Raw genomic sequence first — 19,875 nt, 5'->3', positions numbered from 1 at the left:
CGCCAAACATACGAGCTGAACGAGTTTTATATGACTAACCAAGTAATGAAAGGCGAAGATCTGGTCAAGGTGGCAGTCGCCGCGCTGGAAGACGTCAAGGCCCAGGACGTCCTGGTGATCGATGTTCGCGACAAGCAGAGCATCACCGACTACATGATCATCGCCACCGGTACTTCCAACCGCCAGATCGGCGCGATGCTGGAAAAGGTCCGCGAGATGGTCAAGGCCCAGGGCGTCAAGCCGCTGGGTGAAGAAGGCAAGGGCGACAGCGACTGGGTGCTGCTGGACCTGGACGACGTGATCGTGCACATGATGACCGCCTCCGCACGCCAGTTCTACGACCTGGAGCGTCTGTGGCAGGGCGCCGAGCAGAGCCGTGCGGCCGATGGCAAGCATCACAGCCCGGAGCACACCCATGAGCACTTCACCAAGCTCAACAAAGACCAGCAATAAGGGACGGCTGTGCGCCTGCGTCTGATCGCTGTCGGTTCACGCATGCCCAAGTGGGTGGAAGAGGGTTGGCACGAGTATGCCAAGCGTCTGCCATCCGAGCTGGCGCTGGAACTGGTGGAAATACCGCTCAATACCCGTGGCAAGAACGCTGATGTGGCTCGCTTCATCCGTCAGGAGGGCGAAGCCATGCTGGCCAAGGTCGGCCCGAACGAGCGGATCGTCACCCTCGAGGTTCACGGCAAACCCTGGAGCACCGAGCAACTGGCGGTGGAGCTGGATCGCTGGCGCCTCGACTCGCGTACCGTGAACTTCATGGTCGGCGGCCCCGAGGGGCTGGCGCCGGAAGTCTGCGCGCGGGCGGATCAGCGCTGGTCGCTGTCGCCGCTGACCTTGCCGCACCCGCTGGTACGGATTCTGATCGGTGAACAGCTGTATCGCGCCTGGACAGTCCTGTCCGGGCACCCTTATCATAAATAGTCCGCGCCCCTAATGTCCCAGCCGATCCGTATCAAGGACCACGAAAAAGACGCCCGTCTGGTGCGTAGCCGGGTCGTGTTCGGGGCTATTGCCGTGGTCTGCCTGATCGGGGTGCTGATCGCGCGGTTGTATTACCTGCAGGTGATTCAGTACGAATATCACTCGACCAAGTCGGAGAGTAATAGGGTCCATACCCAGCCGATTCCACCGACTCGCGGTCTGATCTTCGACCGTAATGGCGTGGTGGTGGCTGATAACCGGCCGAGTTTCAGCCTGAGCATGACCCGCGAGCGTTCCGGGGACTGGCGCCAGGTGCTCGACGTCATTGTCGAGGTGCTGGAGCTGACGCCGGAAGACCGAGTGCTGTTCGAGAAGCGCATGAAACAGGGGCGCCGGCCATTTGAGCCGGTGCCGATCCTGTTCGAACTCAACGAAGAGCAAATTGCCCGGATCGCGGTCAACCAGTTCCGCCTGCCCGGGGTGGAAGTGGTGGCGCAGTTGGTCCGCCATTACCCTCAGGGCGCGCACTTTGCGCACTCGGTGGGCTACATGGGGCGGATCAACGAAAAAGAGCTGAAGACCCTGGACCCGGTGAGCTACGCCGGCACCCACCACATCGGCAAGACCGGGATCGAGCGCTTCTATGAGCCTGAACTGCACGGCCAGGTGGGTTACGAAGAGGTCGAGACCAACGCTCGCGGCCGCGTGTTGCGGGTGCTCAAGCGTACCGACCCGATTCCCGGCAAGGACATTGTCCTGAGCCTGGACATCAAACTGCAGGAAGCCGCCGAGGCTGCCTTGGGCGGTCGGCGTGGCGCGGTGGTGGCGCTGGACCCGAACACCGGGGAAGTGCTGGCCATGGTCAGCCAGCCGAGCTTCGACCCGAACCTGTTCGTGACCGGTATCAGCTTCAAGGCCTATGCCGAACTGCGCGACTCCATCGACCGTCCGCTGTTCAACCGGGTATTGCGCGGCCTGTATCCGCCGGGCTCGACCATCAAGCCGGCAGTGGCGATCGCCGGTCTCGATTCCGGGGTGGTGACGGCCTCCACGCGGGTCTATGACCCGGGCTATTACCAACTGCCCAACTACGATCACAAGTACCGTAACTGGAACCGCAGCGGCGACGGTTACGTCGACCTCGATACCGCGATCATGCGGTCCAACGACACCTATTTCTATGACCTGGCCCACAAGCTGGGGATCGATCGGTTGTCGGCCTACATGAACAAGTTCGGGATCGGCCAGAAGGTCTCGCTGGATATGTTCGAGGAGTCGCCGGGCCTGATGCCGTCGCGGGAATGGAAGCGCGCCACCCGGCGCCAGGCCTGGTTCCCGGGCGAGACGCTGATTCTCGGGATCGGCCAGGGTTACATGCAGTCCACCCCGTTGCAGCTGGCCCAGGCCACGGCGCTGGTGGCGAACAAGGGCAAGTGGAACCGTCCGCACCTGGCCAAGACCATCGAAGGCGAAAAACCGGTGGATGAAAACCCTATGCCGGACATCGTCCTGCGCGATCCGTCGGACTGGACGAAGGTCAACCACGGCATGCAGCAGGTGATGCACGGTGCCCGCGGTACGGCGCGCAAGGCGGCCATCGGCTCGCAATACCGGATCGCCGGCAAGAGTGGTACGGCCCAGGTGGTTGCGATCAAGCAGGGCGAGAAGTACGACCGCTCCAAGGTTCAGGAGCGCCATCGCGACCACGCCCTGTTCGTCGGCTTCGCGCCGGCGGAAAACCCGAAAATCGTGGTCTCGGTCATGGTCGAGAACGGCGAGTCCGGTTCCGGCGTGGCGGCCCCGGTGGTGCGCCAGGTGATGGATGCCTGGCTCCTCGGCCCGGATGGCCTGCTCAAGCCTGAGTTTGCCGGCCCTATCAGTGCGGAGGCTACGGCCCGTGAAGAGTAATTTCGATCGCATCCTGTCCAGCGAGGATGTGATGCGTCGCCGCGCGACGCTGTTGCAGCGCATGCACATCGACGGTCCATTGCTGATCCTGTTGCTGACCCTGGCGGCTGGCAGCCTGTTCGTCCTGTATTCGGCCAGCGGCAAGAGCTGGGACCTGCTGGGCAAGCAGGCGACATCGTTCGGCATCGGTCTGGTGTCGATGATCGTCATTGCCCAGTTCGAACCCCGGTTCATGGCCCGCTGGGTGCCGCTGGCCTATGTGTTCGGCGTGGTGCTGCTGGTGGTGGTGGATGTCATGGGGCACAACGCCATGGGTGCCACCCGCTGGATCAATATCCCCGGGGTGATTCGCTTCCAGCCCTCGGAGTTCATGAAGATCATCATGCCGGCGACCATCGCCTGGTACCTGGCCAAGCGCAGCTTGCCGCCGCAACTCAAGCATGTGGGCATCAGCCTGGTCCTGATCGGTATTCCGTTCATTCTGATCGTGCGCCAGCCGGACCTGGGGACCTCGCTGCTGATCCTTGCCGGCGGCGCCTTCGTGCTGTTCATGGGCGGGCTGCGCTGGCGCTGGATCCTCAGCGTGCTGGCCGCCGCGGTGCCGGTGGCGATCGCCATGTGGTTCTTCATCATGCACGACTACCAGAAGCAGCGGATCCTGACCTTCCTCGACCCGGAAAGCGATCCGCTGGGCACTGGTTGGAACATCATTCAGTCCAAGGCCGCCATCGGCTCCGGCGGCGTCTTCGGCAAAGGCTGGTTGCTGGGTACTCAGTCCCACCTGGACTTTTTGCCCGAGAGTCACACCGACTTCATTATCGCGGTCATGGGCGAAGAGTTCGGCCTGGTGGGCATTTGCGCCCTGCTGCTGATCTATCTGCTGCTGATCGGTCGTGGTCTGGTGATCACCGCCCAGGCGCAGACGCTGTTCGGCAAATTGCTTGCCGGCGCCCTGACCATGACGTTTTTTGTTTACGTTTTCGTCAACATCGGTATGGTCAGTGGCCTGTTGCCGGTCGTGGGGGTGCCGTTGCCGTTCATTAGCTACGGAGGAACTTCGCTGGTGACGCTGCTGTCAGCGTTTGGGGTTTTGATGTCGATCCATACCCATCGTAAGTGGATCGCGCAGGTTTGAATAAGGTGAAGAATTCAATGCAAGCAATGCGTGGCTGGACCGCTCGGTATGCGCCGTGGGTCGGTCTGGTAGGCATCCTTGGCGCAGCGCAGGAAGCGCTGGCCGGCGGCGAATACGAAGGTTCGCCCCAAGTGGCCGAATTCGTGGGCGAAATGACTCGCGACTACGGCTTTGCGGGCGAACAGCTGATGGGTGTGTTTCGCGAGGCCGAGCGCAAGCAGTCGATCCTCGACGCCATTTCCCGGCCCGCCGAGCGGGTCAAGCAGTGGAAAGAATACCGGCCGATGTTCATCACCGACGCGCGGATCGCCCGCGGTGTGGACTTCTGGCGCCAGCACGAGGCAGTACTGGCCCGTGCCGAGCAGGAATACGGCGTACCGGCCCAGGTGATCGTATCGATCATCGGCGTTGAAACCTTCTTCGGGCGCAACACCGGTAATTACCGGGTGATCGATGCGCTGTCGACCCTGGGCTTCGATTACCCGCCACGCGCCGAGTTCTTCCGCAAGGAATTGCGCGAATTCCTGCTGCTGGCCCGTGAGGAACAGGTCGATCCACTGACCCTGAAAGGCTCCTACGCCGGTGCCATGGGCTTGCCGCAGTTCATGCCAAGCAGTTTTCGCGCCTATGCTGTGGACTTCGACGGTGATGGTCACATCAATATCTGGACCAATCCGGACGATGCCATCGGCAGTGTTGCCAGCTATTTCAAGCGTCACGGCTGGGAGGCCGGGCAGCCGGTGGTCAGCCGGGCCGAAGTGCGTGGCGACCGGGTCGACGAAGGCCTGACCACCGGTATCGAACCGACGAAAACCGTCGGGGAGTTGCGGGCGCTGGGCTGGTCGAGTCATGATGCGCTGCGCGATGATATGCCGGTCACGGCTTTCCGCCTGGAAGGTGACAATGGCCCCGAATACTGGATGGGCCTGAAGAATTTCTACGCGATCACGCGTTATAACCGCAGCGTGATGTACGCCATGGCCGTACATCAGCTCTCTGAACAGCTGGTCCAAGCACGGGGCGTCAAGTAATGCTGGCATCGCCAATCCGCAAACCCCTGAAGCTGGTGGCTCTTGCCGCGTTGTCCTTGCTGGTGGTCAGTTGTTCGTCGACCCAGGCGCCAAAACAGAAAGGCCCGGCGACGGCTGTACGTGCGACGCCAGGCCTGGACATCAACCGCGCCCACAAAGACGGTGCGCCCTGGTGGGACGTCGATGTATCGCGCATCCCCGACGCCACGCCGACCCTGCACACCGGTCCGTACAAGGCCAACCCTTATACGGTGCTGGGCAAGACCTATTTCCCGATGGCCGAATCCAAGCGTTATGTCGCTTCGGGCACGGCCTCCTGGTACGGCACCAAGTTCCACGGGCAGAACACCGCCAATGGCGAGGTGTACGACCTGTACGGCATGAGTGCCGCGCACAAGACCCTGCCCTTGCCGAGTTATGTCCGGGTGACCAACCTGGACAACCACAAGAGCGTGATCCTGCGGGTCAACGACCGTGGGCCGTTCTATTCGGACCGGATCATCGATTTGTCCTACGCCGCGGCCAAGAAGCTCGGTTACGCCGAGATCGGTACCGCCCGGGTCAAGGTCGAGGGCATCGACCCGCAGGAATGGTGGGCCCAGCGCGGCCGGCCGGCGCCCTTGATGCTCAACGAGCCGAAAGCCACGCCAGTGATGACGGCGTCCACGGGCACCGTAGAACAATGGACTCCGCCTCCGCAGCAGCACGCCGCGGCCGTTGTGCCGGTGCAGCTGGATGCAAAAAAAAACGCTTCTGCGCAAGCCTCTGGCCAGTATCTGCAGGTGGGCGCCTTCGCCAACCCGGACGCTGCCGAGCTCCTGCGCTCGAAGCTGAGCGGGATGGTGAGCGCTCCGGTGTTCATCAGCTCGATCGTGCGCAATCAACAGACCCTGCATCGGGTGCGCCTGGGGCCGATCGGCTCGCAGGGTGAGATCCAGCAAGTGCAGAACAGTGTCCGGCTGGCCAATCTGGGGCAGCCGAGCCTGGTAACCGCCGAGTAATCGGATACTGATTCATGGTTCGCCTGCGGTATTTGGGGGGTGAACCCAGGTTGTTGGCTCGTCGTACAACAAAAGCCCGGCAAGGGTCAGTGAGTGAACAACTGAACACGCGACAGCCCTTTAGAAGGCTGTCTGAATAGTTTTGTCCGCGAGGACAAGTTTCCATTAGCAATTTCGAGAGACGGATGAACATCACCACCTTTGCCAAACGCCTGTGTCTGCTTGTCCCGCTGATCATCACGCCTGCCGCCTGGGCGGTAGAAGTGATGCCGTCGCCACCGCAGCTGGCCGCCAAGTCCTATGTGCTCATGGAGGCCAGCAGCGGTAACGTGCTGGTGGAGAACAATGGTGACCAGCGTCTGCCGCCAGCCAGCCTGACCAAGCTGATGACGGCCTACATCGCGACCCTGGAAATCCGTCGCGGCCAGATCGGTGAGAACGACCCGGTGACCGTCAGCGAGAACGCCTGGCGTACCGGCGGTTCGCGGATGTTCATCAAGGTCGGCTCGCAAGTTACCGTCAGCGACCTGCTGCACGGCATCATCATCCAGTCGGGTAACGACGCCAGCGTCGCGGTTGCCGAGCACATCGCCGGAAGCGAAGACGCCTTTGCCGACATGATGAACAAGACCGCCGGCGACCTGGGCATGACCAACAGCCACTTCATGAACCCGACCGGCCTGCCGAACCCCGAGCACTACTCGTCGGCGCACGACATGGCGGTACTGGCTCGCGCCATCATTCATGAAGACCCGGCTCACTACGCGATCTACTCGCAGAAAGAGTTCTTCTGGAACGGCATCAAGCAACCTAACCGCAACCTATTGCTGTGGCGTGACAAGACTGTCGACGGCCTGAAAACCGGTCACACCGACGAAGCCGGCTACTGCATGGTGTCCTCGGCCGTGCGTGACGGCATGCGCCTGATCGCCGTGGTATTCGGTACCAACAGCGAGCAGGCTCGCGCAGCCGAAACCCAGAAGCTGCTGACCTACGGTTTCCGCTTCTTCGAAACCCAGACCTTCTACCAGAAGGGCACCGAGCTGGCTCAGGCGCCTGTCTGGAAGGGCACCACTTCCCAGGTCAAGGCCGGTCTGGCCCAGGACCTGACCATGACCATGCCAAAAGGCCAGCTGAAGAAGCTCGCCGCCAGCATGACCATGAATCCACAATTGACCGCGCCTATCGCCAAGGGTGATGTGATCGGTAAAGTCGAAGTGAAACTGGACGACAAGGTGGTGCATAGTGCCGACCTGATCGCTCTGGACGCGGTCGACGAAGGTGGTATCTTCCGCCGCATGTGGGATAGCATCCGCCTATTCTTCTACGGCTTGTTCAACTGATATTGTCGACCCGCGTGGCCCTCGCTCTGAAGTAGAGCGGGGGCCACGTCCGTCGCCACGGCTTACGAGGCCGTTACGCCATGACAGACACCGAAGTAAAGGCGCCAAAGATCGAATTCCCCTGCGCGGATTACCCGATTAAGGTGATCGGCGACACCGGCGTGGGTTTCAAGGACAAGATCATCGCGATCCTTGAAAAACACGCGACCGTTGACCACAAGACCCTGGCCGAGCGTCAGAGCACCAACGGCAAGTACACGACCATCCAGCTGCACATCATCGCCACCGGTCAAGAACAGCTGTACGACATCAACAGCGAGTTGCGGGCCACCGGTTTCGTGCACATGGTGCTGTGATGCCGCAAACGCTGGGCTTTCGCGAGCTCGGCCAGATGGCCTACGAGCCGGTCTGGCAGGCCATGCAACGCTTTACCAACGAACGCGGCACCGACGCTCCCGATGAAGTCTGGCTGGTGCAGCATCCGCCGGTCTTTACCCAGGGCCAGGCGGGCAAGGCCGAACATCTGTTGCTTCCCGGGGATATCCCGGTGGTGCAGGTCGACCGGGGTGGCCAGGTGACCTATCACGGTCCTGGCCAACTGGTGGCCTACCTGCTGCTGGACGTGCGCCGCCTGGGTTTTGGCGTGCGCGACCTGGTCAGCCGGATGGAGCAGTGCCTGATCGAGCTGCTGGCCAGCTACGGCGTGACTGCGGCGGCCAAGCCGGATGCCCCTGGCGTTTACGTCGATGGCGCGAAAATCGCCTCCCTGGGCCTGCGGATCCGCCATGGTTGTTCCTTTCACGGCCTGGCCTTGAACGTGGACATGGATCTGCAGCCGTTTCGACGGATTAACCCCTGTGGCTATGCCGGGCTGGCAATGACCCAGCTGAGCGACCACACAGGACCGATTGAATTTGCCGAGGTAAGTGCCCGGCTGCGCGCGCAGCTCGTCAAACACCTCGACTATGCTGAGCAGACGACCCTAACGGGCGGAATCGACTGATATGACTACTGCGCAAGACGCTGTGCAAACCCTGATCCCGACGCTGGATGTTTCCGAGCGCCCGGCCCGTGCGAAAGTTGAAGCCGGCGTTAAATTGCGCGGTGCCGAGAAAGTCGCACGTATCCCGGTGAAGATCATTCCGACCACCGAACTGCCGAAGAAACCTGACTGGATTCGCGTGCGTATTCCGGTTTCCCCGGAAGTCGACCGGATCAAGCAATTGCTGCGCAAGCACAAATTGCACAGCGTCTGCGAAGAGGCCTCCTGCCCGAACCTGGGCGAATGCTTCTCCGGCGGTACCGCGACTTTCATGATCATGGGCGACATCTGCACCCGTCGCTGCCCGTTCTGCGACGTCGGTCATGGTCGTCCGAAGCCTCTGGACGTCGATGAGCCGATGAACCTGGCGGTAGCCATCGCCGACCTGCGCCTGAAGTACGTGGTGATCACCTCGGTCGACCGCGACGATTTGCGTGACGGCGGTGCCCAGCACTTTGCCGACTGCATCCGCGAAATCCGCAAGTTGTCGCCGAACGTGCAGCTGGAAACCCTGGTCCCGGACTACCGTGGCCGCATGGACGTCGCGCTGGAAATCACCGCGGCCGAGCCACCGGATGTGTTCAACCACAACCTGGAAACCGTTCCGCGCCTGTACAAGGCCGCGCGTCCGGGTTCGGACTACCAGTGGTCGCTGACCCTGCTGCAGAAGTTCAAGCAGCTGGTGCCGCACGTACCGACCAAGTCCGGCCTGATGCTGGGCCTGGGCGAGACCGACGACGAAGTCATCGAGGTCATGAAGCGCATGCGCGAGCACGACATCGACATGCTGACTCTCGGTCAGTACCTGCAACCGTCCCGCAGCCACTTGCCGGTGCAGCGTTTCGTGCACCCGGACACCTTCGCCTGGTTCGCCGAGGAAGGTTACAAGATGGGCTTCAAGAACGTCGCCTCGGGCCCGCTGGTACGTTCCTCCTACCACGCCGACGAGCAGGCGAAGCTGGCCAAAGAAGGCCTGGTCTCCTGATGTAAAGCGCCCGCAAGGTCTTTTCCTTGCGGGCGTCATCTTCCGTTACGCCCGCGTTTCCCTCCCTTCATAGACTTTCCCTGCAAGCGCCGTGGCGTTTCGGCACTTCTGTTTGCCCGCTTTCATGTCTACTGTGCACTAGAGAATCCACACAGGGAGAACCATTGGATGACCCTCCAACCGACTGACGTCCTTTGTGCGCAACGGCCGGTGCCGGCGCTGCCTTCGCAAGGGCGGATCGGCTTGATTGCACCCGCCGGGCCTGCTGCCCTGGATACCGAGCAAGCCGTTCGCTGGATGCGCGCTCGAGGTTATTCGCTGCGGATCTACCCCGGGGTCCAACAGAGCGATGGCTATCTGGCCGGTAGCGACGAGGTCCGCCTGAATGACCTGCACGCCGCTTTTGCCGATGACGATGTCGATGCCATCCTGTGCCTGCGAGGCGGCTACGGCAGCCCACGCTTGCTCGACCGGATCGATTACGACCTGCTACGCCGCCATGCCAAGCCGTTTGTCGGCTACAGCGACATCACCGCGTTACATCTGGCCATCAATCGTTATGCGGGTTTCGTGACCTTTCACGGGCCGATGCTCAATGCCGATCTGCTGGGCGACAAACAGCCGCCGACCGAGTCTTCGTTGTTCAGCCTGCTCAGGGGGCAGCTGAAGGCCGGCAGCCTGTTGGCCCATCCAACGGCTTATCCCTTGACCACCATCGAACCCGGCATCGCCTGCGGCCAACTGCTCGGGGGGAATCTGTCGTTGATCGCCGCAACCATGGGCACGCCGTATGAGATCAACGCCGACGGCATCATTCTGTTTATCGAAGACATCAACGAGCCGCTGTACCGGATCGACCGTCTGCTGACGCATCTGCGCCTGGCGGGCAAGCTCGACAGGCTTCGCGGCGTGCTGGTGGGGGATGTGGCGGGAGTGGAGCCCCAGGCGCTTGCCGGGCTGCTCAAGCAGACCTTCGAACCCCTGCGCATTCCTGTGCTGGCTGGGTGGCGCAGTGGTCACTGCGATCCGAACCTGACCCTGCCGCTGGGGGCGATGGTCAGGCTGGATGCGGGGGAGAAGCAGTTGATCCTGGAACAGGATGTGGTATTCGGCTGATCAGCCCTCAACTGGCTATCGCGAACAAACCGCTCCTCTGTAGGAGCGAGCTTGCTCGCGATGGCGCCGGCGCTTCAGGCGTCGCCCTTCCAGTTTCAACGCGAGCGCAGGCTCTCCAGCAGCTTGTGGGTCGGATAGCCATCGGCAGGCCAGCCCAGCGATTGCTGCGCGCTGCGAATCGCCTTGCGGGTATTGGCGCCGATAATGCCGTCCGGGTTGCCGGCATCGTAATTGTTGGCGCTGAGCAGGTTCTGCAACTCGATGCGCTCGGAGCGGCTGAGAGGCATGTCGTCTTTCGGCCAGATGCCGTTGATCAGGCCTGAACCGTTGAAGCGTTGCGACAACAGGTTCACCGCCAAGGCATAGGACGAAGAGTTGTTGTACTTCAGAACGGCGCGGAAGTTGTCGAGGATCAGGAACGCCGGACCGCGATAACCCGCCGGCAGCAGCAAGGCCGCCGAAAGCTGTTCGGAGCCGGCCGGAACGTTGGCGCCATTGGGCAGTTTCATGCCCAGGCGCAGCCATTCGGCCACCGGCTTACGGGTCGCACCGTCCGCCAGCGCATAGTCGAAGCCGTTCGCCAGCTGCACCTCGAACCCCCAGGGCTGGCCTTTCTGCCAGCCGGAGCTTTGCAGATAGTGCGCGGTCGAGGCCAGGGCATCGGCCGGGCTGTTCCAGATGTCGCGACGGCCATCGCCGTCGAAGTCCACGGCGTGGGTGTTGTAGGTGGTCGGGATGAACTGGGTCTGCCCCATCGCACCGGCCCAGGAGCCGAGCATTTTCTCGGGCTGGATGTCGCCGTGCTGGAGGATTTGCAGGGCGGCCAGCAGCTGGCTGTTGGCAAAGGCCGGACGGCGACCTTCGTAGGCCAGGGTGGCGAGGGAGCGGATCACCGATTTGTTGCCCTGGAACTCGCCGAAGTTGCTTTCCATGCCCCAGACCGCCACCAGCGCCTGGCGATCGACGCCATAACGTTGTTCGATCTGCTGCAGGATGTCGGCGTATTGATTGATCAGCGCCTGACCCTTGCGCACCCGCAGCGGCGACAGAGCGCCGTCGAGGTATTCCCACACCGGCCGGGTGAATTCCGGCTGGCTGCGGTCGGCCTTGATCACGCCCATGTCCGGGGTGACGCCGGCGAACGCCCGGTCGAAAAGATCGGCGCGGATCCCGGCGTTCAGTGCTTCGACACGGAAGCCTGCCTGCCATTGGGCAAAGGTCTGGGTTGGCTGGATGTCCAGATTGTCGACGGCCAGCGCAGCGACGGTCGCAGGTGCGGCGAGAGGGGCGGCTTGAATGCTTTGGAGTGGCTGGGCATCGGCGGCGGTGGGTTTTTCCGCGCAGGCGACGAGCAGGGCAAGGCTGGAGGCAGCGATCAGTTGGCGCAGGTGCCAACGACGGGAAAGACAAAAGGGCATGCACAGGTCCAGAGAATACGAATCAGATACAGACCTTATCACGCCGGCGGGGTTCTCCGCTTTATGCAGCCAGAAAGTAAGAAGCCTCCCAGCTTTTAGACTGGAAGGCTTCGCGGCGGTAGCTGCCTTTGCCCTTGGCGGGTCGTTCCTGACGGCTGCGGAACAGGGGCTGGGCGATGATGGATTTGGCCTTGTTGGGGCCATGCTTGGATGGCTTGCTCATTTTGGGTTCTCGCTTGAGGTGGGTTTGCGCGGCAGATGATCGGCCAGCTTTGTCCTGCTGTCCAGCCCCGCGATGTGTAGGACTTTTCAGTGTTTTTCGTTGGATCTCCCGAACCTGTAGGAGCGAGCTTGCTCGCGATGGTGATCAGCCAGGAAACCGCGGTACCAAGGCTGACGCTGATCGCGAGAAAGCTCGCTCCTGCAAAGTGTCGGGTTTATTCGGCGGGGAGAGGCAGACGCTGGCCGGCCATCAGCAGCGACAGGCGGCTCAGGCTGCTCCAGGGCGAACCGGCGGCCTGCCCCTTGATCTGCGCATCGATACGTTGGGCATCGAGCAGCAATTGCGCCCAGCGCGGCGCCGAATAGCGCTGCAGGGCCTTGCTCATCAGCGGCTTGCGTTTGTCCCAGACGGGCGGGCGGGCCTGGCTGAACACTTTGTCCAGCGGAGTGCCCTGGCTGTACTGCAGCGACATATTGGCCAGCGCCCGCAATTCCCGGGACAGGGCCCAGAGAATCACCGGAGGCTCGACACCTTCGCCGCGCAGGCCTTCGAGCATGCGCAAGGCATGCGCCGCCTCGCCATTGAGGATGGCATCCACCAGCCCGAAAACGTCGAAGCGCGCGCTGTCGGCGACTGCCGCTTGCACGGTTTCCACCGTGATCTGGCCGCCTTCGGCCATCAGCTTGAGCTTTTCGATTTCCTGGGCGGCGGCCAGCAGGTTGCCTTCTACCCGGGCCGCGATGAGTTCCACGGCGTCCTGGCTGGCGGAAAGCCCGGCCTGGGACAGGCGTTGGCGAATCCACTGCGGCAACTGGCTGGCATCCACCGGCCAGATCTGGATGAACTGGGTCTGCTCGCCGTCGATCAGGGCCTTGCCCCATTTGGTCTTTTGCGCGCTGCCATCGAGCTTGGGCAGGCTGATCAGCAGCAGGGTGTCTTCGGCCGGCCGTGAGCAGTATTCGATGAAGGCCGCGGCGCCTTTGTCACCGGGCTTGCCCGAAGGCAGGCGCAGTTCCAGCAGGCGTCTTTCGGCGAACAGCGACATGCTCGCGCCGGCTTGCAGCAACGTTCCCCAATCGAAATTGGCGTCGGCGCTGAATACCTGGCGTTCGTCGAAGCCCTGCTGGCGGGCGGCGCTGCGAATGGCATCGGCGGCTTCCTGGCACAGCAACGGGTCATCGCCACTGATGACATAGACCGGTGCGAGCGTGCCTTGCAGGTGTTTGCCGAGTTGAGCGGGGGCGAGTTTCATAAGGAGGGGCAAGCGGGGNCCCGCAAGACTTACTGGTTCGGCAGCTGCATGGGCGACTGTTGCGGGGTTTCCGCCTCAGCCTTCTGCGCGGCTTCCAGCGCCTCGGCCTCGGCCTTGGCGCGGGCATCCGCGGTCTGCTGCAGTTGATCCAGCTGGGTCGGAGTCAGCAGTTGCAGGCGCAGCATCATGTTCTGTACCAGGTCGCGACGCATTTCCTTGCGCACTTCCAGCGACTCCTGGTCGGAACCCACCAGGTTGTTGCCGTCGTGGATGTAGACCTTCTGCACTTGCAGCTTGTCGCTGAGCAGGGTCAGGTTGTTCTGGCCCTGGATGTCGTAGTTCAGCACGGTGGTCATTTCATACTCGGCCGAACGACCGGCACCGGCGTAGCTCAGGCTGCGCTGGGATTCCTGTTCGCGGGTCAGTACCAGCTTGTAAGGCGCGCCGGCGTAGACCTTGACGCCACTGCTCTGCAGAACCTGGCGCAGCTGGGTCACGGTTTCGCCGTAAGCGTTGCGCGCGCTCAGGTCGAGTTCCTTGATCGCCAGTTCGGTAGTGCCGGTGCCGCGCAGCTGAAAGCCGCAGGCGCTCAGCAGTACGGCCAGGCCCATCACCAGGAGGTTGCGTTTGATCATCTTGTTGCTCCCCTTGAAACCATGTGGGCCGATAGGGCGGCCCTGGAGGTTTTATTCGGCGTCAGCCTTGGGCTGACGCCTGATCCAATTAGCTAGCGACGATATTGACCAGCTTGCCAGGCACGACGATCACTTTACGAATCGTCAGGCCTTCGGTGAAGCGCAGCACGTTCTCGTTGCTCCGAGCGGCGGCTTCGATCTCTTCACGGCTGGCGCTGGCCGGCATTTCGATCTGGCCACGCAGTTTGCCATTCACTTGAATGACCAGCTGCAGGCTGTCCTGAACCAGCGCGTTCTCATCCAGCACCGGCCAGCCGGCGTCGATGATGGCGCCGCTGCGACCCAGCCGGCTCCACAGCTCGTGGCTGATGTGCGGGGTGATCGGCGCCAGCAGCAGGGCCACGGTTTCCAGGCCTTCCTGCAACAGGGCACGGTCCTGCGGGGTGGCTTGCGGTGCTTTTTCCAGCACGTTCATCAGCGTCATGACCTGAGCGATGGCGGTGTTGAATTTGTGGTTCTGGCCGACGTCCTGGCTGGCTTGCTTGATCGCCAGGTGGATGGCGCGACGAATGACTTTCTGTTCGTCATTCAGCGCACCCAACTCCAGTGTGCCCGGCAGGCCCTGGGCTACATGGGACTGGGCCAGGCGCCAGACGCGCTTGAGGAAGCGGTGGGCACCCTCGACGCCGGAGTCGGACCATTCCAGGCTCATGTCAGGCGGCGAAGCGAACATCATGAACAGGCGGCAGGTATCCGCGCCGTACTGTTCGATCATCGACTGAGGGTCGACGCCGTTGTTCTTCGACTTGGCCATTTTCTCGGTACCGCCGATTTCCACCGGCAGGCCGTCGCTGATCAGCTTGGCGCCGACGATCTTGGCCTTGCTGTCACGCTCCAGCTCGACGTCGGCCGGGTTGTACCAGGTGTAGGCACCGTTGGCTTCGCGGCGGTAGTAGGTCTCGGCGACCACCATGCCTTGGGTCAGCAGGTTCTTGAACGGCTCGTTGGAGCTGACCAGGCCCTCGTCGCGCATCAGCTTGTGGAAGAAGCGGGCGTAGAGCAGGTGCAGGATCGCGTGTTCGATACCGCCGATGTACTGGTCCACCGGCAACCAGTGGTTGGCGGCGGCCGGGTCGACCAGGCCACCCTCGTATTTTGGCGAGGCGTAGCGGGCGTAGTACCAGGAGGACTCGACGAAGGTGTCCATGGTGTCGGTTTCACGCTTGGCAGGCTTGCCGCATTTCGGGCAGCTGCACTCGTAGAACTCGGGCATGCGCGCCAGTGGCGAACCGGCGCCGTCCGGCACCACATCTTCCGGCAGTACTACCGGCAGTTGGTCTTCCGGTACCGGTACATCGCCACAGCTGTCGCAGTGGATGATCGGGATCGGGCAGCCCCAGTAGCGCTGACGGCTGATGCCCCAGTCGCGCAGGCGGAACTGGGTACGGGATTGGCCGAGGTTTTTCTTCAGCAGGGCCACTTCGATGGCGTCGAAGGCACCGGCAAAATCCAGGCCGTTGAACTCGCCGGAATTGATCAGTTCGCCGTGCTCGCCGTAGGCGTCCTGCCAAGGCGCAGGCGTTTCGTCGCCAGCGCTGGTACGCACCACGTTCTTGATCGGCAGGTTGTACTTGGTGGCGAACTCGTAATCGCGCTCGTCGTGCGCCGGAACGGCCATTACCGCGCCATCGCCGTAGTGCATCAGCACGTAGTTGGCGACCCATACCGGGAGTTTTTCACCGGTCAGCGGGTGCTCGACGAACAGCGAAGTCGGCAGGCCTTTCTTCTCTTGAGTGGCGATGTCGGCTTCGGCGACGCTGCCGCCCTTGCACTCGGCGATAAAGGCTTGCAGCGCCGGATCGTTCTGCGCCGCCAGGGTGGCCAGCGGGTGTTCGGCGGCTACGGCAACGTAGGTCGCGCCCATCAGGGTGTCAGGGCGGGTGGTGAAGACTTTCAGTGCGCCCGCTTCGCCGATGGAGGCCTGGTCGTAGGGGAATTGCACTTCCATGCCACGGGATTTACCGATCCAGTTGCGTTGCATGGTCTTGACCTGCTCGGGCCAGCCCGGCAGCTCGTCGAGACTCTCCAGCAGTTCATCCGCGTAGGCGGTGATCTTGAAGTAGTACATCGGGATTTCGCGTTTTTCGATCAGCGCGCCGGAGCGCCAGCCGCGACCGTCGATCACCTGTTCGTTGGCCAGAACGGTCTGGTCGACCGGGTCCCAGTTCACGGTGCCGTTCTTGCGGTAGATCACGCCTTTTTCGAACAGGCGAGTGAACAGCCATTGTTCCCAGCGGTAGTAGTCCGGCTTGCAGGTCGTGACCTCGCGGGACCAGTCCACCGCCAGGCCCAGGCTGCGCAGCTGGGACTTCATGTAGGCGATGTTTTCGTAGGTCCACTTGGCCGGTGCGACGTTGTTCTTCATCGCGGCGTTTTCCGCCGGCATGCCGAAGGCGTCCCAACCCATGGGTTGCAGCACGTTCTTGCCTTGCATGCGCTGGTAGCGGGAGATCACGTCGCCGATGGTGTAGTTACGCACGTGCCCCATGTGTAGCTTGCCGCTGGGGTAAGGGAACATCGACAGGCAGTAGTAAGTTTCCTTGCCTGGCTGTTCACTGACTTCAAAGGACTTTTGCTCATCCCAGAACGACTGGGCGGCGGCTTCGATTTCACGGGGCTGATAGTGTTCGTGCATGGCTACTTTTGAACTGAATAGGGGTGGCCTAATCCTCTTCAATGCAACGTTGGGCGGTGATGACGCCAGATATGGCGTTTTCGCGACCCAGTCGAGCTGGAAGTGGAGTTACAGGAAGCGCCGTAGCATACATGACCGCGCTCTACCGAGGGAAACCCTGATTACGCGCCGTGGGCCGTTGGTCGCGGCACCCTGCCGGTTTTGGCAGTGCGACTAAGCTCAAAAAGGGGAGTGAGTCTTACTTTCATGAGGTGAATGGATGGTTGAGTCGCAGCGGAAAGTTACAAAACCCGAGTTGTACGAACGATTGATAGATCGTCTGGCTTTGGCCCTGGACGCAGCGAGAACAGCAGGGAGCTTGCGTAATGAGCGTCCTGCGGAGTTGGAGTTGCGGGGCCTGAGTCATGCCGAGCTCGAGGTGATCAAGGCCTATCTGGATCGTAGTGAGCGTGAGACGCAATTGAGCGTGCTCGAATGCCTGAGGCACGAAGTGACTCCACATTCGGCCAAGGTCATCTGGTTGAAAGACAAGGTGCCCGCCCGGGATGCGGTAAAGGTCCGGTCCCTGCAGTTCAAATGAGTCTGCGCCGCCCATTCGGGCATCTGCGCAGCGTCAACGCCGCGTACCTTGTGCGTAAAATCTGTTTCGTATCTGTTGTTGCTTTGCTTTTACCCACTTAGGCTTCGAGCATCTTTGGAGATGCTCGATGCCTTTTCGTTATTTCGTCAAACAACTGTTCCTGCCGCCAGGCCTTCTGTTGCTGTTGCTTCTGCTCGCCTGGTGGTTTCGTCGCTCTAGGCCGCGATTGGCCGGTGTGTGTTTTGCCCTAGGCCTGGGCGGGTTCTGGTTGATGAGCCTGCCTGTGATGGTGGAGTGGGGCGCCAGTACCCTGGAGATTGAGCCGGCTCTGACGCAAAGCCAGTGGTCGACCCTGGCCGAACAGGCCGATGCGATCGTGGTGTTGGGCTCTGGACGGGAGCGTGGCGATCCGGCCTGGGGAAGCGACCAGCCGACCGGGGTCGGGCTTGAGCGCCAGCGTTACGCGGCGCGCCTGGCCAAGGCTTCCGGATTGCCGATCCTGACCAGCGGAGGCCTGCACTACGGCACGCCGCCTACGGAAGCGGCGTTGATGGCCGAGTCGTTGCTGAACGATTTCGACGTGAAGGTGCGTTGGCAGGAAGGGCGCAGCCGCACAACCTGGGAAAACGCCCAATTCACTGCGCAAGTGCTGGAACCGCAAGGCGTCAAACGTATAGTGCTGGTCACCCAGGCCTGGCATATGCAGCGGGCTGTCTGGAGTTTCGAGCAGGCAGGATTCACCGTGGTGCCGGCACCGGTGGGATTCCTCGGGGTGGATAACGCCAGGCCGCTGGGCGGCTGGATGCCGGAGTTCAAGTCGATCTGGCAGAGCGGCCAGTTGCTGAACGAGGCGGTGGGGCTGGTGGGCTACAAGCTGTTTTATCGTGGAGAGGACTAGGCTCATCTCGAGCCAGCCAGCTCCCGCAGGAGTCGCAGATTCCTGGCAGGAGCGAGCTGGCTATGATGAGGTCAGACAGTCTTGGCGATCCGGCTAGCCAGCAGGGCCCAGCCGAACAGCAGAACGCTCAGGATGATCAGGGGCCATGAGCGCCACTGCAGGTAAGGCGTCAGGTTGTGCATCGGCACTACTTCGCCATAGAGAATTCCGCGTTCGAACTGTGGAATCTGCACGGTGATCTTGCCGAACGGATCGATCAGGCCGGTCACCCCGTTGTTGGTGGCGCGGATCATCCAGCGGCCGGCTTCCAGGGCGCGCATCTGGGCCATCTGCAGGTGCTGCAGCGGGCCGATCGAAGTGCCGAACCAGGTGTCGTTGCTGATGGTCAGCAGCAGGTCGCTACGGGCTGACAGGCCGGCGGCGAATTCCGGATACACCACCTCGTAGCAGATGAATGGCGCAATCTGGTAACCCTTGGCTTGCAGCAACGGCTGGTCGGCGGGGCCGCGGGCGAAATCCGACATGGGCAGGTCGAAGAAGGCGATCAGGCCGCGCAACAGGTCTTGCAGGGGCACGTACTCGCCGAAGGGCACGAGCTTTTGCTTGAGGTACTCGCCATCGCCTTCGCCGACCACGGTAATGCCGTTGAAGTAACGTTTCTGGTGATGCACTTCCTGGCGGATCGGTACGCCGGTGATCAGCGCCGAATGTCGGTCGGCGGCGAAGTTACCCATCATGTTCAGATAACCTTCGGCCGATTCCTTGAGCACGGGCACCGCGGTTTCCGGCCACACCAGCAGATCCACGCGCTTGGAGCTGAAGCTCATGTCGCGGTACAGCGCCAGCTGGGAGTTGAGTTGCGCGGGGTCCCATTTCAGGTTCTGTTCGATATTGCCCTGGATCGCCGCCACGGTCAGCGGCTCGCCCGACGGGCTGGTCCAGGCATGTCCCTTGAGCGCGATGCCGATCATCCAGGGGCCGACCAGCAGCACCAGACCGGCGGCGATAAAGCCTTTGCGTCCAGCGCGGATCAGGCCGGGCAGGTTGTAGAGCAGGGCGGCGGTCAGCGCCAGGGTGAAGGAGATCAGCCACATGCCACCCAGCGGGGCCAGGCCGGCCAGAGGGCCGTCGAGCTGACTGTAGCCGGAGTAGAGCCAGGGGAAACCCGTCAGGAACCAGCCGCGGAAGGCTTCCTGGCCCACCCAGAGGGCAGCGAAGGCCAGGGCGTCGGCGAGGGGCGCCTCATTGCGGCGCAGCCAGCGCGCCCAGAGCCAGGCCGGGAGGGCGAAAAAGAAGGCGATGGCGGCAATGAAGGCCAGCATCAGCAAGCTGGCCAGCAGCACCGAGGCGCCACCGTAGGTATGGATGCTGACGTAGATCCAACTGGTGCCGGCGGCAAACAGGCCGAAGCCGAAACACCAGCCGCGCCACAGCGCCTGATGCGGGTTCAGCTCGCGCAGGCCGGCATAAAAGAAGCCGACCGCCAGCAGTGCCAGCGGCCAGATGTCGTACGGCGCCAGGGCCAGGGTGGTGATTGCGCCAGCCGCCATGGCCAGCAGGTTACCGGGCCAGCCGGGGCGGGTTAAGCGCAGCAAGAGGCGTGTCATCTGCTCTTTCCTGTGTCGCGCCGGAGCCTGCTGTTGCGCAGGGCAAGGCGCGAGGAGTGTGGTTTGGTTTTTTCAA

Annotated in this window: 19 protein-coding genes; 13 read left to right on the top strand and 6 right to left on the bottom strand. The window is 62.2% G+C overall.

Annotation, left to right across the window (positions count from 1 at the left end; translation table 11 throughout):
* Positions 1-30: 30 nt before the first annotated feature.
* The 11 genes from rsfS (at position 31) to ACTJKT_RS26800 (ending at position 10,491) form a co-directional block, all read left to right on the top strand.
* Entirely contained in the window at positions 31-453 is a 423-nt protein-coding gene (gene rsfS, locus ACTJKT_RS26850) for a ribosome silencing factor (RefSeq protein WP_009051039.1), read from the top strand.
* Positions 454-462: 9 nt separating this feature from the next.
* Entirely contained in the window at positions 463-930 is a 468-nt protein-coding gene (rlmH, locus tag ACTJKT_RS26845) for a 23S rRNA (pseudouridine(1915)-N(3))-methyltransferase RlmH (RefSeq protein ID WP_003185785.1), read from the top strand.
* Between the two features lie 12 nt (positions 931-942).
* The gene (mrdA, locus tag ACTJKT_RS26840; protein WP_440789227.1) at positions 943-2,838 is read left to right on the top strand and encodes a penicillin-binding protein 2; all 1,896 of its coding nucleotides are present in this window, start codon (positions 943-945) and stop codon (positions 2,836-2,838) included.
* A 31-nt stretch (positions 2,839-2,869) separates the two neighbouring features.
* Entirely contained in the window at positions 2,870-3,973 is a 1,104-nt protein-coding gene (rodA, locus tag ACTJKT_RS26835; protein WP_189635944.1) for a rod shape-determining protein RodA, read from the top strand.
* Between the two features lie 17 nt (positions 3,974-3,990).
* Positions 3,991-5,004 (top strand): lytic murein transglycosylase B, encoded by a 1,014-nt coding sequence (gene mltB, locus ACTJKT_RS26830; protein ID WP_044465252.1) that lies wholly within the window; start codon positions 3,991-3,993, stop codon positions 5,002-5,004.
* Positions 5,004-6,005, top strand: coding sequence for a septal ring lytic transglycosylase RlpA family protein (locus tag ACTJKT_RS26825; RefSeq protein ID WP_440789225.1), 1,002 nt, complete (start codon positions 5,004-5,006; stop codon positions 6,003-6,005). The genes mltB and ACTJKT_RS26825 overlap by 1 nt, the downstream gene beginning before the upstream one ends.
* 185 nt (positions 6,006-6,190) lie before the next feature.
* A complete protein-coding gene (locus ACTJKT_RS26820; protein ID WP_025807694.1) occupies positions 6,191-7,348 on the top strand; it encodes a D-alanyl-D-alanine carboxypeptidase family protein in 1,158 nt (385 codons plus the stop codon).
* Between the two features lie 80 nt (positions 7,349-7,428).
* Entirely contained in the window at positions 7,429-7,704 is a 276-nt protein-coding gene (locus ACTJKT_RS26815; RefSeq protein ID WP_008152827.1) for a DUF493 domain-containing protein, read from the top strand.
* A complete protein-coding gene (gene lipB / locus ACTJKT_RS26810; RefSeq protein WP_124309638.1) occupies positions 7,704-8,351 on the top strand; it encodes a lipoyl(octanoyl) transferase LipB in 648 nt (215 codons plus the stop codon). The genes ACTJKT_RS26815 and lipB overlap by 1 nt, the downstream gene beginning before the upstream one ends.
* A 1-nt stretch (position 8,352) precedes the next feature.
* Entirely contained in the window at positions 8,353-9,375 is a 1,023-nt protein-coding gene (lipA, locus tag ACTJKT_RS26805; RefSeq protein WP_053281074.1) for a lipoyl synthase, read from the top strand.
* A gap of 168 nt (positions 9,376-9,543) precedes the next feature.
* On the top strand, positions 9,544-10,491 hold the full coding sequence (locus ACTJKT_RS26800; RefSeq protein WP_440789222.1) for a S66 peptidase family protein: 948 nt from the start codon (positions 9,544-9,546) through the stop codon (positions 10,489-10,491).
* Between the two features lie 95 nt (positions 10,492-10,586).
* On the opposite strand, the gene ACTJKT_RS26795 is transcribed toward ACTJKT_RS26800, so the two are convergent.
* The 5 genes from ACTJKT_RS26795 to leuS form a co-directional block, all read right to left on the bottom strand.
* On the bottom strand, positions 10,587-11,909 hold the full coding sequence (locus ACTJKT_RS26795) for a lytic murein transglycosylase (RefSeq protein ID WP_440789220.1): 1,323 nt from the start codon (positions 11,907-11,909) through the stop codon (positions 10,587-10,589).
* Between the two features lie 61 nt (positions 11,910-11,970).
* Complete coding sequence (gene arfA / locus ACTJKT_RS26790; RefSeq protein ID WP_007927093.1) at positions 11,971-12,132, bottom strand: alternative ribosome rescue factor ArfA; 162 nt, start codon at positions 12,130-12,132, stop codon at positions 11,971-11,973.
* A 214-nt stretch (positions 12,133-12,346) separates the two neighbouring features.
* The gene (gene holA / locus ACTJKT_RS26785; RefSeq protein WP_063433146.1) at positions 12,347-13,384 is read right to left on the bottom strand and encodes a DNA polymerase III subunit delta; all 1,038 of its coding nucleotides are present in this window, start codon (positions 13,382-13,384) and stop codon (positions 12,347-12,349) included.
* A 29-nt stretch (positions 13,385-13,413) separates the two neighbouring features.
* Positions 13,414-14,019 (bottom strand): LPS-assembly lipoprotein LptE, encoded by a 606-nt coding sequence (locus ACTJKT_RS26780; protein WP_025807686.1) that lies wholly within the window; start codon positions 14,017-14,019, stop codon positions 13,414-13,416.
* Positions 14,020-14,107: 88 nt separating this feature from the next.
* The gene (leuS, locus tag ACTJKT_RS26775) at positions 14,108-16,714 is read right to left on the bottom strand and encodes a leucine--tRNA ligase (protein ID WP_440789217.1); all 2,607 of its coding nucleotides are present in this window, start codon (positions 16,712-16,714) and stop codon (positions 14,108-14,110) included.
* A gap of 259 nt (positions 16,715-16,973) precedes the next feature.
* On the opposite strand from leuS, the gene ACTJKT_RS26770 reads away from it, so the two are divergent.
* Positions 16,974-17,294, top strand: a complete 321-nt coding sequence (locus ACTJKT_RS26770) for a hypothetical protein (RefSeq protein ID WP_025807683.1) — start codon at positions 16,974-16,976, stop codon at positions 17,292-17,294.
* Positions 17,295-17,421: 127 nt separating this feature from the next.
* Positions 17,422-18,192 (top strand): YdcF family protein, encoded by a 771-nt coding sequence (locus tag ACTJKT_RS26765; protein ID WP_440789215.1) that lies wholly within the window; start codon positions 17,422-17,424, stop codon positions 18,190-18,192.
* 71 nt (positions 18,193-18,263) lie between these two features.
* Here the strand turns inward: ACTJKT_RS26765 and lnt are convergent, their stop codons facing one another.
* Positions 18,264-19,799, bottom strand: coding sequence for an apolipoprotein N-acyltransferase (gene lnt, locus ACTJKT_RS26760; RefSeq protein ID WP_440789213.1), 1,536 nt, complete (start codon positions 19,797-19,799; stop codon positions 18,264-18,266).
* Positions 19,800-19,875: the final 76 nt, after the last annotated feature.

It is taken from the genome of Pseudomonas sp. 22526, assembly GCF_052044735.1.
Lineage (GTDB): Bacteria > Pseudomonadota > Gammaproteobacteria > Pseudomonadales > Pseudomonadaceae > Aquipseudomonas > Aquipseudomonas piscium.
Note: the sequence above shows the minus strand (reverse complement) of the source record. Positions and strands in the feature narration are given on the sequence as shown.

What these genes read in the sequence shown, in the direction of transcription:
- rsfS (WP_009051039.1), top strand. Translation starts at nt 31, where the DNA reads ATGACTAACCAAGTAATGAAAGGCGAAGATCTGGTCAAGGTGGCAGTC.
- mrdA (WP_440789227.1), top strand. Translation starts at nt 943, where the DNA reads ATGTCCCAGCCGATCCGTATCAAGGACCACGAAAAAGACGCCCGTCTG.
- rodA (WP_189635944.1), top strand. Translation starts at nt 2,870, where the DNA reads ATGCGTCGCCGCGCGACGCTGTTGCAGCGCATGCACATCGACGGTCCA.
- mltB (WP_044465252.1), top strand. Translation starts at nt 3,991, where the DNA reads ATGCAAGCAATGCGTGGCTGGACCGCTCGGTATGCGCCGTGGGTCGGT.
- ACTJKT_RS26825 (WP_440789225.1), top strand. Translation starts at nt 5,004, where the DNA reads ATGCTGGCATCGCCAATCCGCAAACCCCTGAAGCTGGTGGCTCTTGCC.
- ACTJKT_RS26820 (WP_025807694.1), top strand. Translation starts at nt 6,191, where the DNA reads ATGAACATCACCACCTTTGCCAAACGCCTGTGTCTGCTTGTCCCGCTG.
- ACTJKT_RS26815 (WP_008152827.1), top strand. Translation starts at nt 7,429, where the DNA reads ATGACAGACACCGAAGTAAAGGCGCCAAAGATCGAATTCCCCTGCGCG.
- lipB (WP_124309638.1), top strand. Translation starts at nt 7,704, where the DNA reads ATGCCGCAAACGCTGGGCTTTCGCGAGCTCGGCCAGATGGCCTACGAG.
- lipA (WP_053281074.1), top strand. Translation starts at nt 8,353, where the DNA reads ATGACTACTGCGCAAGACGCTGTGCAAACCCTGATCCCGACGCTGGAT.
- ACTJKT_RS26800 (WP_440789222.1), top strand. Translation starts at nt 9,544, where the DNA reads ATGACCCTCCAACCGACTGACGTCCTTTGTGCGCAACGGCCGGTGCCG.
- ACTJKT_RS26795 (WP_440789220.1), bottom strand. Translation starts at nt 11,909, where the DNA reads ATGCCCTTTTGTCTTTCCCGTCGTTGGCACCTGCGCCAACTGATCGCT.
- arfA (WP_007927093.1), bottom strand. Translation starts at nt 12,132, where the DNA reads ATGAGCAAGCCATCCAAGCATGGCCCCAACAAGGCCAAATCCATCATC.
- holA (WP_063433146.1), bottom strand. Translation starts at nt 13,384, where the DNA reads ATGAAACTCGCCCCCGCTCAACTCGGCAAACACCTGCAAGGCACGCTC.
- ACTJKT_RS26780 (WP_025807686.1), bottom strand. Translation starts at nt 14,019, where the DNA reads ATGATCAAACGCAACCTCCTGGTGATGGGCCTGGCCGTACTGCTGAGC.
- leuS (WP_440789217.1), bottom strand. Translation starts at nt 16,714, where the DNA reads ATGCACGAACACTATCAGCCCCGTGAAATCGAAGCCGCCGCCCAGTCG.
- ACTJKT_RS26770 (WP_025807683.1), top strand. Translation starts at nt 16,974, where the DNA reads ATGGTTGAGTCGCAGCGGAAAGTTACAAAACCCGAGTTGTACGAACGA.
- ACTJKT_RS26765 (WP_440789215.1), top strand. Translation starts at nt 17,422, where the DNA reads ATGCCTTTTCGTTATTTCGTCAAACAACTGTTCCTGCCGCCAGGCCTT.
- lnt (WP_440789213.1), bottom strand. Translation starts at nt 19,799, where the DNA reads ATGACACGCCTCTTGCTGCGCTTAACCCGCCCCGGCTGGCCCGGTAAC.